This window comes from Pedobacter fastidiosus, assembly GCF_014306625.1.
GTDB lineage: Bacteria > Bacteroidota > Bacteroidia > Sphingobacteriales > Sphingobacteriaceae > Pedobacter > Pedobacter fastidiosus.
On the sequence record NZ_JACRYL010000003.1, the window covers coordinates 192,251 to 203,073 of the forward strand.

Annotated in this window: 9 protein-coding genes and 1 pseudogene; 2 read left to right on the forward strand and 8 right to left on the reverse strand. The window is 37.4% G+C overall.

All coding sequences use genetic code 11. From position 1 onward, the window contains the following. Positions 1-675 precede the first annotated feature (675 nt). From H7U22_RS04455 to sucD, 7 genes and pseudogenes are all read right to left on the reverse strand, one after another. Positions 676-909: a cysteine-rich CWC family protein gene (locus H7U22_RS04455; protein WP_317172936.1), complete on the reverse strand. Its 234-nt coding sequence runs from the start codon at positions 907-909 to the stop codon at positions 676-678. 203 nt (positions 910-1,112) lie between these two features. Further along, complete coding sequence (locus H7U22_RS04460) at positions 1,113-3,497, reverse strand: ribonucleoside-diphosphate reductase subunit alpha (RefSeq protein ID WP_187070146.1); 2,385 nt, start codon at positions 3,495-3,497, stop codon at positions 1,113-1,115. A gap of 217 nt (positions 3,498-3,714) precedes the next feature. Beyond that, a complete protein-coding gene (locus tag H7U22_RS04465; RefSeq protein WP_187070147.1) occupies positions 3,715-4,686 on the reverse strand; it encodes a ribonucleoside-diphosphate reductase small subunit in 972 nt (323 codons plus the stop codon). A gap of 455 nt (positions 4,687-5,141) precedes the next feature. Then, positions 5,142-5,522 carry a septal ring lytic transglycosylase RlpA family protein gene (locus tag H7U22_RS04470; protein ID WP_187070148.1) on the reverse strand — a complete coding sequence of 127 codons (381 nt, stop codon included), beginning with the start codon at positions 5,520-5,522 and terminating at the stop codon, positions 5,142-5,144. Positions 5,523-5,746: 224 nt separating this feature from the next. Then, a complete protein-coding gene (locus H7U22_RS04475) occupies positions 5,747-6,244 on the reverse strand; it encodes a methionine-R-sulfoxide reductase (RefSeq protein WP_187070149.1) in 498 nt (165 codons plus the stop codon). 126 nt (positions 6,245-6,370) lie between these two features. Next, positions 6,371-6,708 (reverse strand): annotated as a pseudogene (locus H7U22_RS23470) (GxxExxY protein). Between the two features lie 331 nt (positions 6,709-7,039). Continuing rightward, the gene (gene sucD, locus H7U22_RS04485; RefSeq protein WP_187070150.1) at positions 7,040-7,912 is read right to left on the reverse strand and encodes a succinate--CoA ligase subunit alpha; all 873 of its coding nucleotides are present in this window, start codon (positions 7,910-7,912) and stop codon (positions 7,040-7,042) included. A gap of 294 nt (positions 7,913-8,206) precedes the next feature. Here sucD and H7U22_RS04490 point away from each other — a divergent pair, with 294 nt between their 5' ends. Both H7U22_RS04490 and H7U22_RS04495 read left to right on the forward strand, forming a co-directional pair. Continuing rightward, positions 8,207-8,635, forward strand: a complete 429-nt coding sequence (locus tag H7U22_RS04490) for a cupin domain-containing protein (RefSeq protein WP_187070151.1) — start codon at positions 8,207-8,209, stop codon at positions 8,633-8,635. Between the two features lie 83 nt (positions 8,636-8,718). Beyond that, the gene (locus H7U22_RS04495; RefSeq protein WP_187070152.1) at positions 8,719-9,408 is read left to right on the forward strand and encodes a VIT1/CCC1 transporter family protein; all 690 of its coding nucleotides are present in this window, start codon (positions 8,719-8,721) and stop codon (positions 9,406-9,408) included. A gap of 120 nt (positions 9,409-9,528) precedes the next feature. On the opposite strand, the gene rlmF is transcribed toward H7U22_RS04495, so the two are convergent. Beyond that, entirely contained in the window at positions 9,529-10,539 is a 1,011-nt protein-coding gene (gene rlmF / locus H7U22_RS04500) for a 23S rRNA (adenine(1618)-N(6))-methyltransferase RlmF (RefSeq protein WP_187070153.1), read from the reverse strand. Positions 10,540-10,823 lie beyond the last annotated feature (284 nt).

A 10,823-nucleotide genomic window follows, 5' to 3' on the forward strand; every position in this document is an offset into this window, starting at 1 on the left:
GCAAATGAAGTGCTTTGTTATGAGATTTAACATCGATTTTCAATATATATCTTCATCGATTTTAAGGCCTCAAGGATGATTTGAGAGCGATATAAGTATAAATACCACCTGTACTTGACATTTCTCGAAATCACTGTTTAAACCTCATCAAAAACACCAAAACTAACGTTTTAGGTTTCATCTCGAATACTCCTATAGAGAATAATTAGGAATTGTTAATAAGTTAAAAAAACATGTCCTGTTTCGGACCTAGACACTTGGGTCAAAAATGATACAGGTTAGGAATGCGGAAAGGTGTTGAGATGAGCGAATGTATTCTGTTATTTAAACCTTATTGGACGAAAAGCCACAATTTTTCATTGTGCTTGTAGGGAAAGCGGGACTACGGTAACCGAAACGCACAGAAACATTCTTTTCAAAAGGATTAAAACTTGCGAATTTTCTCAAACACATATACTAAGAAACTGCGTAATAATCTGAGTTAAATTTATATTTCTTGAAAACAGTGGTATAAGCACTGTGTCCGCCATTGGGAGGCACGAAGCAATCTGTTAGACAAAAAAGATTGCTTCAGCTCGCACATGTGGCCAGTTTCGCAATGACGACCGTTCTTATAAAGTAGTGCTCACGGCGATTGTAAAAGGTATTTTAATGATCGAACTCAGGTTAAGTGGATTAAACCCCTATTTCTTCTCGATATTCTTGTTGTAATTCGAACAGGCATTTAGCACACAAACAACCGTCGTACAATTCTGAGATATATTGTACTTCGTTAATGCTGAGTTGTACTGCGCTACATTGGCATTTGGTATAAGAATTAGCCTTGCATTCAATAGCGGTTCCGCATCTTTCGCAGGGAATGATTTCGTGCTTGCTATGTTTGTGAGTGTTCATTGGTTCATCGGTCATTAGTTCATTGGTATTTGGCGCTGTTGAGACTAGTGAACCATTGACAAATGAACTATTGCGCTACAAAAGTAACGACAAAAAATAAGGTTTTGAGCGTTTGCTCAAAACCTTACTTAATTTTGAATATGTGATTCAAGTTTCTGCAAAGAAACACGGGGATTGCTTCGGCTCACTCTTGTCCAGCCTCGCAATGACGTGTTAATTTAACCTGAACAGCTGATACAGCCTTCTTCCATTGAACAAACTGGTCCGTCAACGATTTCTTCTGCAACTTGATCTTGTGTCATTTCAGCTGGAATAACCGCCTCAATTGCTTTACCACCTTGATTTTCTACCGTAAATTTAACCGCTTGTGATGCTGCTTGAGTACGTAAATAATACATACCGGTTTTCAATCCTTTCTCCCATGCGTAGAAGTGCATTGAAGTTAATTTTGAAGTATTCGGCGCATTGATAAACAAGTTTAATGATTGCGATTGGCAGATATAAGCACCACGATCGGCAGCCATATCGATGATATTACGCATTTTAATTTCCCAAACTGTTTTGTACAATTCTTTGATATAATCTGGAATTGCATCAATTGCTTGAACCGATCCATTGGCCAATATGATTTTGTTTTTCATATCGTTATCCCACAAACCTAAAGCAACTAAATCTTTCAATAAGTGTTTGTTTACCACCACAAATTCTCCACTTAATACACGACGAGTGTAGATATTTGAGGTATAAGGCTCGAAACATTCGTTGTTGCCTAGAATTTGAGATGTAGATGCTGTTGGCATCGGTGCAACTAACAATGAGTTATAAACACCATCTTTAACTACTTTCTTACGTAATGCATTCCAATCCCAACGACCGCTATCTGGCGTTACATTCCATAAATCGAATTGGAATTTACCTTTAGATAATGGTGAGCCTTTGAAAGTTTGGTAAGCACCATTTTTTACCGCTAAATCATGAGATGCCGTCATCGATGCGAAATAAATCGTTTCGAAAATATCTTTGTTTAAACGTTTTGCCTCATCACTTTCGAAAGGTAAACGCATTAAGATAAAAGCATCAGCCAAACCTTGCACACCTAAACCAACCGGACGGTGACGCATGTTTGAGTTTTCTGCCTCTACAACAGGATAGTAGTTATGATCGATGATTTTATTCAAGTTTAACGTAGCTTGATAAGTTACATCGTATAATTTTTGGTGATCGAACTGACCGCCGATTACGAAACGAGGCAAAGCTAATGATGCTAAGTTACAAACTGCAACTTCATCTTTAGAGGTGTACTCGATAATCTCAGTACACAAGTTAGAGCTCTTAATGGTACCTAAATTTTGTTGGTTAGATTTGCTGTTCGCTGCATCTTTAAACAACATATAAGGTGTACCGGTTTCAATTTGCGAATCTAAAATAGCAAACCAAAGTTCTTGTGCTTTAATGGTTTTACGACCACGACCTTCAGCTTCGTATTTAGTGTACAAAGCTTCGAATTCTGCACCGAAACAATCTGCCAAACCTGGTGCTTCATGCGGACAAAATAAAGTCCATTCGCCATTATCTTTAACACGTTGCATAAACAAATCGTTAATCCAAAGGGCGTAGAACAAATCACGGGCTCGCATTTCTTCTTTACCGTGGTTTTTACGCAAGTCTAAGAATTCGAAAACATCTGCATGCCAAGGCTCTAAATAGATTGCGAAGGCACCTTTACGTTTACCTCCACCTTGATCTACGTAACGAGCGGTATCGTTAAATACACGCAACATTGGAATAATGCCGTTACTTGTACCATTTGTACCACCAATATATGAACCCGTTGCACGGATGTTGTGGATGCTTAAACCAATACCACCAGCACTTTGAGAAATTTTAGCGGTTTGTTTTAATGTATCATAAATTCCTTCAATGCTATCATCTTGCATAGTTAACAAGAAACACGATGACATTTGAGGTTTAGGTGTACCAGCGTTAAATAAGGTTGGTGTAGCATGTGTAAACCAACGCTCGCTCATTAAGTTGTAGGTTTTGATTACGCTATCAATATCTTCTTTGTGGATACCAACTGATACACGCATGAAAAGATGTTGCGGACGCTCAACGATTTTACCGTTAACTTTTAGAAGATAAGATTTCTCTAATGTTTTAAAACCAAAATAATCGAAACCAAAATCACGATCGTAGATAATCGTACTATCTAAGATATCTGCATTTTTGGTGATGATCTCCATAACATCATCTGCAATAAGCGGAGCAGATTTTTGTGCTTTGGGATCAAAATACTCATGCAACATCTTCATCGTACCTGAAAATGATTTGATGGTATTTTTATGCAAGTTAGAAACCGCAATACGCGATGCCAACAACGCATAATCTGGGTGTTTTGTAGTTAACGATGCGGCAGTTTCAGCAGCAAGGTTATCTAATTCAGAGGTTGTTACGCCATCATATAAACCTTCGATAACCTTTTTGGCTACATCGATTGGATCTACAAGGTCTGAATTTAAACTGTAGCATAGCTTTTGAATGCGGGCAGTTATTTTGTCAAATTGTACCGCTTCTTTGCGGCCATCTCTTTTGTGTACGAACATAATTTATGAGATTTAAGCCCCTCCCAACCCTCCCCAAAAGGAAAGGGCTTTTTAAGGCGTGTATTTTATTTTAGTATCAAGTAGCGATTGTCAAGTATTAAGACCTAACCTTTCGCGTTTATAATTATTATTAGTTTTCTACACAAAAGATTGCTTCGTTCCTCGCAATCACGATGCATGGGGGCTTTAAGCTTTAGTCTTTTTGCTTTAAGCTTTCTTAAAAGTCTTCGTCTAAAGAGAACGCTTGTTTGTTATTATCAGCAGAGGTTAATACACCACTTTTTTGATAATCTCCAACACGTTTCTCGAAGAAATTGGTTTTACCCTGCAATGAAATCATTTCCATAAAATCGAATGGGTTGGTTGCATTGTAAATTTTTGTGTAACCCAATTCTTGTAACCATCTATCGGCTACGAATTCGATATACTGGCTCATTAATTTCGCATTCATACCAATTAAAGCAACTGGTAAAGCTTCTGTAATAAATTCCTTTTCAATTTCTACAGCATCGCTGATAATTCCGTGAACCTGTTCTTCGCTTAATTTGTTGCTCAACATGCTGTATAACAAGCAGGCGAATTCGCAATGAGAACCTTCATCTCTAGAAATTAGCTCGTTACTGAAAGTTAATCCTGGCATTAAGCCGCGTTTTTTTAACCAGAAAATGGAGCAGAAACTTCCGCTGAAGAAAATACCTTCAACCGCAGCAAACGCCACTAAGCGTTCTGCAAAAGTTCCATTATCAATCCATCGTAATGCCCATTCTGCCTTTCTTTTAACTGCCGGAACAGTATCAATCGCATGGAACAAACGGTCTTTCTCTTCTGGATCTTTAATATAAGTATCAATTAATAAGGCATAGGTTTCAGCATGGATATTTTCCATCATAATCTGGAAACCATAAAAACAACGAGCTTCAGGTAACTGAACTTCGCTCATGAAGTTTACAGCAAGGTTTTCGTTAACAATACCATCACTAGCAGAAAAGAAAGCAAGAATGTGAGAAATGAAATGTCTTTCGCCATCGTTCAAGTTGTCCCAGTGTTTTTGATCGTCAGAAAGATCGATTTCTTCTGCCGTCCAGAAACTAGCTTCGGTCTTCTTGTACATCTCCCATATTGCCGGATATTTAATTGGCAATAGCACAAATCTATCTTTGTTTTCTTGTAGTAGTAATTCCTGTTCCATATGCTGATGTTTTTTTAATCTTCAATTTGCACAGAGCCGACAAAGGCACGCATCCACCAATTTTATATGGTGATTGTAATGTCTTTTATCAAAACGCTGTAGTGAAAGTGCTAACCTCGCCGCTTAGCAAACAACTTAGTTTTTAGTTAGGTAAATTTAAATTTTCAATCACAGAGATAGACTTATAAATTACTAAAAACTAAGCTTTTATATTTGTTTTAAAGCGCAAGAAGTTAAAGAACTTTGTTAAACAAATATATATAGCAGAGGTACTTTTTGTGAATCAAAGTTGTTAACACTACCTTGAAATCAGTGGATAAATCAATCAGCTAATTATCATTTTCGAGCGAAAAAAAAGCTAATCATTTCTTTTTAAGGGTTTAGGAAACCAAAATAAGTGTTAATAACTTAAATTTTGGAGGTAAAATAGACAGGTTTTAGAGCAAAAAAGAGTATTACTCTAGGGTGTAGCTGACTTTAACCCGAGCAACGCCTTTATGGAAGATACCGATCTGTTTTGCAGCGCTTTCCGATAAATCTATAGCCAATCTTTTTACAAAAGGACCTCTATCGTTTACCTTAACAGTTACCGATTTTCCATTATCTGGATTGGTTACGGTAACCTTGGTTCCAAAAGGTAAAGATCTATGTGCGGCTGTGAGTTTTTTAGCTCTGTATTTTGCGCCACTTGTGGTTCGGCGACCTTCGAATTTTCTATTATAATAAGTTGCAAGAACCGTTTTTTTGATACTATCCGGTTCATTTGATGAATCAGAATTTTGCGCATTGCTCTGAAAAAACAGAAAGCTAAAACTTAATAACAGAAGATACTTCATAGGCTAAATTTTCTTTATCGAGCCTGCAAATATAAGCATTTAGTTTATAATCAATAATTTGTGGAAAAATCGAAGATCCGAAGTCTAAAGTCTGGTGACCAAAAGCATTGGATTAGGAGCAAAAAACGAGCTTGTTTTCTAAGAAAAAATCACAAATCTACATATACAAAAAAAGGCGTACAACTTATCGTTATACGCCTCTACCTAACCCTACTCTACCCACCTTATTTTTTATCCGGCACGAAATTCATTGAGATAGAATTTACACAGTGACGAGTGTCTTTATTGGTAAATCCTTCGCCCAAAAATACGTGACCTAAATGTGCACCACAGTTAGCACAAACTATTTCTGTACGAGAACCATCGGCATCGGTATGACGCTTTACAGCACCTTTAATTTCATCATCAAATGCCGGCCAGCCGCAATGTGCATCAAACTTACTTTCAGAGCGATATAAAGCTGCGTTACAACGTTTACAAGTATAGGTTCCTTTATCTGTGGTATGCTCGTATTTACCAGTACCTGGGTACTCAGTTCCTTTATTAACAATTACTCTTTCTTCTTCAGGGGTTAACGGATTCCAGTTCATTTTTTTCTTTGATATAATTTGCTCTGTAGACTGCTCTTCTTTTGCTTTGTCTTTCTTTTGTGCACAGGCAGAAAGACTTGTAATTAAAACAACAGCAGAAATTAAAAATAGTTTATTTAACATCATTCTCATGCTACAATATACGCTATAGATTTTGTTTTGGTTTGTTGCTTTAAAGGTTTGTAATAGTGTTTACAAAGAGATGATAAAAGAGAATATTGCCACGGAAGCACGGAAGACACGGAAAACTTAACTAATCTAGAAAACAACACGCCTTATTTCTAAAGTTGATTTACCAAAGTTTAGAACTAAACCAACTTTACACTCAGAACATTTTAGGTAGTTTATAGTTTGGGCTAAATCTTCATTTGCAATTTCATTCTTAGATTTAACTTCTAAATCACAGAATCGAAAATTATAAAATCCGCATAAAAGCTGTGCGATAATAAAATATCTTTATAGTACACCGGATAATGCCTTTCTCTTTCATAAAAGTAGCCCCTGCTTTCAAATTCAATACAAAGTGCGTCTTTATAAACAACCTCTAAGAAACCACAACCTAAATTTTTATGAACTTCGATTGCAGCATTAATAATTAAATCAGTCTCGTTTTAAAGGGAAAATTATCTTGTCTAATTCATAATTCATAAAAGATAATTTGAACCTAAGCTAATTAAATTTCTCGTTTTTTTTCCCCTTTATATTTCCGTGTACTCTGTGTTTCCGTGGCAACCTTGAAAATAAGAATTCCAAGTTGCTTTACCTTTCACTGGCTGTGGCTATAAAAAAAGCGCCTCGAATAATCGAAGCGCTTTCCTATAACGAAACCCTATGCTTTGGGTTGTAATAATAAACTCGAATTCCCTCTTTTCTGGAGAGAGACAGCACAAACCAAACCTACCCTCAAACTTTAACAGGGTGAAACTTTTATTTTGCTAATTCTTCTGCCATTGCAGCACCTATTTCAGCGGGACTTTCTACTACACGAATACCACACTCACGCATAATTTTCATTTTAGCAGCTGCAGTATCATCAGCACCGCCAACAATAGCACCAGCATGACCCATTCTACGTCCCGCAGGTGCAGTTTGACCAGCAATGAAACCAACAACAGGCTTAGTACCATGTTCTTTAATCCAACGAGCAGCCTCAGCTTCCATTCCGCCACCAATTTCACCAATCATGATGATGCCGTGTGTATCAGGATCGTTCATTAACAATTCTACAGCTTGTTTTGTAGTTGTTCCAATAATTGGATCACCACCAATACCGATTGCAGTAGTAATCCCTAAACCAGCTTTAACAACCTGATCTACAGCTTCATAAGTTAAAGTTCCAGATTTTGAAACTACACCCACATGACCTTTTTTGAAGATAAAGCCTGGCATGATACCAATTTTAGCTTCATCAGCAGTAATTACACCTGGGCAGTTAGGGCCGATAAGTGTAACATCACGATCAGAAATATATTCTTTAACCTGAATCATATCCTTAGTCGGGATACCTTCAGTAATACAAACAATAACTTTAATACCACCTTCGGCAGCTTCCATAATCGCATCAGCAGCAAAAGCCGGTGGAACGAAAATGATAGATACATTTGCTCCCGTTTGGTCAACAGCATCTTTAACAGTATTAAAAACAGGCTTATCTAAATGCAATTGCCCACCTTTGCCAGGGGTAACACCACCAACTACGTTTGTACCATAGGCCAGCATCTGCTCAGCATGGTAAGTTCCTTCGTTTCCGGTAAAACCCTGAACGATAACCTTAGAATCTTTATTTACTAAAACGCTCATGTATCAATATTTTTTTTGTGCAAAGCTAATATTATTGCAACGGAATTCAAATCTAAAACCATATTATTTGAGCCCTTTTTTCAGGAAAATGTAAGGAATTGCATTATGGCGCATTCAGCCCCGCTCTATACTTTACTTCGTTACACTCCGTGCTCGCTCCGATCGGGTTTAGATAACAAAGTTCTGTGCTTTTGGCAACAACCAAACAAAACGCCTAAATTTACTTTGAAAGATGAAAGACCAAAGACTAGAGTCGAAAGACCAAAGCTGAAAACCAAATATTAAAAAAAACTCATGAAGAAGAAATTCATTCTAATAGCGATTGCCTTTATTGCAACCATCGCTTGCCTTAATGCTAAAGCACAAAGCATAGATACCGCAAAATATATCCTCCAAAATGATATAAATGTAGCAAAGGAAGAACCTGGAACGCATGCTGGAGGTGGCAAAACCATTGGTTTTAATTTTTTTGGAGAAGCAAAGAATTTGAAAACAGCCTTCAGAAAAAGGATTTTGAAACCGGGCTCTTCAATAGGTTACCATTTACAAAAAGAAGATGAAATTTATTATGTTATCAGCGGTAACGGAAAAATGCAAATGAATGGAAAAACGTTTCCTGTAAAAACTGGTGATGCCATTTTAACGCGTCCAGGAAGTGCTCACGGGATTGCACCCAATCCAAATAATGACTTGGTAATTTTGATTGTTTACGAAAAGAAGTAAACATTAGAATCTTTCTGGATTAATATCGCAGCATTAAACCAAGAAGCATTTAGTTAAATTTGGAACAGTTAACCAAACTGAAAATGCAATTAGAAGAACATTACACAAACAGAACCGGCTGGCTCAGGGCTGCTGTACTTGGTGCTAACGATGGAATTATTTCTACAACAAGTTTGGTTATCGGCATTGCCGCAGCAAGCGATACTAGAAGTCCGATTGTTTTGGCGGCTTTAGCAGGCTTGGTTGCTGGCTCCTTATCTATGGCGGCTGGCGAATATGTTTCTGTTAGCTCGCAAGCCGATATTGAAAAAGCAGATTTGCAACGGGAAAAAATGGAGTTGGAAACCATGCCCGAGGTTGAACTAAAAGAACTCGCAAAAATTTATGTTTCCCAAGGTTTGGATGAAGATTTGGCCATGCAAGTTGCTCTTAAACTTACCGAAAAAGATGCTTTGGAAGCTCATGCAAGAGACGAATTAGGCATTAACGAGCATACTCAGCCAAAACCTTTACAGGCAGCCTTTGCATCAGGTGCTTCTTTTGTTAGTGGTGGAATCCTGCCATTTTTAGTGGCGTTTTTTGCCCCAATAAAATCAATGGTTTTCTATCAGTATGGGTTTGCAATTGTTTTCTTAGCGTTATCTGGCGCATTGGCAGCAAAAGCAGGAGGTTCTAATATGCTGAAAGGTGTAATCAGAATTTGCTTTTGGGGAACCGTAGCCATGGTTATTACAGCTTTAGCAGGTTATATTTTTGATGCTAAAACAAGTTAATTGAGAATAGAAATTTTTCTAGATCATCTAACTTCAGATTTTTAATCCACAAAAAAATAGTACACAAAAAAGCCGGATCAACTTTTAACAGCTAATCCGGCTTTGCTTATATTTTTAAAGTTAGATACTTTTTACTTCAGGTTTTGGAGCTTCCTTTTTCGGCTCTGTTTTCCATCCCTTTACCCATTCGGCCTGCGCTGCTTCATCATGGAAAGTCCACGCTACAAAACGACTTATTTTTTGTCCTTGCGACATTTGAACAGTTGTAACTTCGAAAGCATTTGCCTTAACCAAAGCGCTGTAAATACTTTTCAAATTGGCACTTTTAGAAACCAAAGAGGTAAACCACAAAACTTGATTTTTAATTTGCTCGCTTTGAATAATCATCTGTTCAACAAAAGCACGTTCGCCACCTGGGCACCAAAGCTCAGCCTTGTTTCCACCAAAATTTAAAACGTGTTTCACTTCTTTCTCTTTTCCACCCAAATTGCGCCATTTCTGACGGGTACCTTGTTCCGCTTCTTTTAAAGAAGAGTGAAAAGGTGGATTACAAACAACTGCATCAAAACGTTCCTTACCACCTACAACACCTCTAAAAATACCCATTTTTGAAGGTTGTTGACGGATTTCTACAGCGCCTTGTAATGGTTTATTGGCATCAATAATCCGTTTGGCCGAATCTACCGAAAGTGGATCGATTTCAGAACCGACAAAGTTCCAACCATATTCTTGATGTCCAATTATTGGATAAATACAATTAGACCCAACTCCAATATCCAATACATTAACGTTTGCTCCTTTAGGGATTTTTCCTTTACTGCTCGACCCTAAAAGATCAGCAACATAGTGAATATAATCTGCACGACCAGGAATAGGCGGACATAAATAATCCTTAGGAATATCCCACTGTGAAATATTATAAAAGTACTTTAATAATGCTTTGTTTAATGCCTTAACAGCACTTTGATCTGCAAAATCAATAGAATCATCATTGTGTTCATTTTTGAAAACGAAATGCTTAAGTTCTTTTGATGCTGCGATAAGTTGTTTGAAATTGTAACGCGAACGGTGTTTGTTGCGTGGGTGTAACTCGCTTTTTTCTTTGCGGTTATTTTGTTCTTGTTGAGCCAATGTGATCTGGTTTAATTAAACAAGCTGTGTGCATGTTTCTGCCACAAAGGTAGTTTAAATAGTTGGATTGTTGGTCATTGGTCATTGGTCATTGGTTTAGAATTTGTCTCGCTGAAAAGTTTAAAGGAGTCGAAAATTTTATATTTGCCTTGGTTCGTGTCTCCACGAACCACTAAACCAATTCGTTTCGTGGAGACACGAACCGAAGCCATCTCTATCTCTGGTATTAGTAGCAAATAAAAATCACACCAAATCCGTGTTTATCTGTGTGCATCTGTGGTTGA

Excerpts from the sequence above, each read along its gene's own strand:
- H7U22_RS04455 (WP_317172936.1), bottom strand. The coding sequence starts at position 909 with ATGACCGATGAACCAATGAACACTCACAAACATAGCAAGCACGAAATC.
- H7U22_RS04460 (WP_187070146.1), bottom strand. The coding sequence starts at position 3,497 with ATGTTCGTACACAAAAGAGATGGCCGCAAAGAAGCGGTACAATTTGAC.
- H7U22_RS04465 (WP_187070147.1), bottom strand. The coding sequence starts at position 4,686 with ATGGAACAGGAATTACTACTACAAGAAAACAAAGATAGATTTGTGCTA.
- H7U22_RS04470 (WP_187070148.1), bottom strand. The coding sequence starts at position 5,522 with ATGAAGTATCTTCTGTTATTAAGTTTTAGCTTTCTGTTTTTTCAGAGC.
- H7U22_RS04475 (WP_187070149.1), bottom strand. The coding sequence starts at position 6,244 with ATGAGAATGATGTTAAATAAACTATTTTTAATTTCTGCTGTTGTTTTA.
- sucD (WP_187070150.1), bottom strand. The coding sequence starts at position 7,912 with ATGAGCGTTTTAGTAAATAAAGATTCTAAGGTTATCGTTCAGGGTTTT.
- H7U22_RS04490 (WP_187070151.1), top strand. The coding sequence starts at position 8,207 with ATGAAGAAGAAATTCATTCTAATAGCGATTGCCTTTATTGCAACCATC.
- H7U22_RS04495 (WP_187070152.1), top strand. The coding sequence starts at position 8,719 with ATGCAATTAGAAGAACATTACACAAACAGAACCGGCTGGCTCAGGGCT.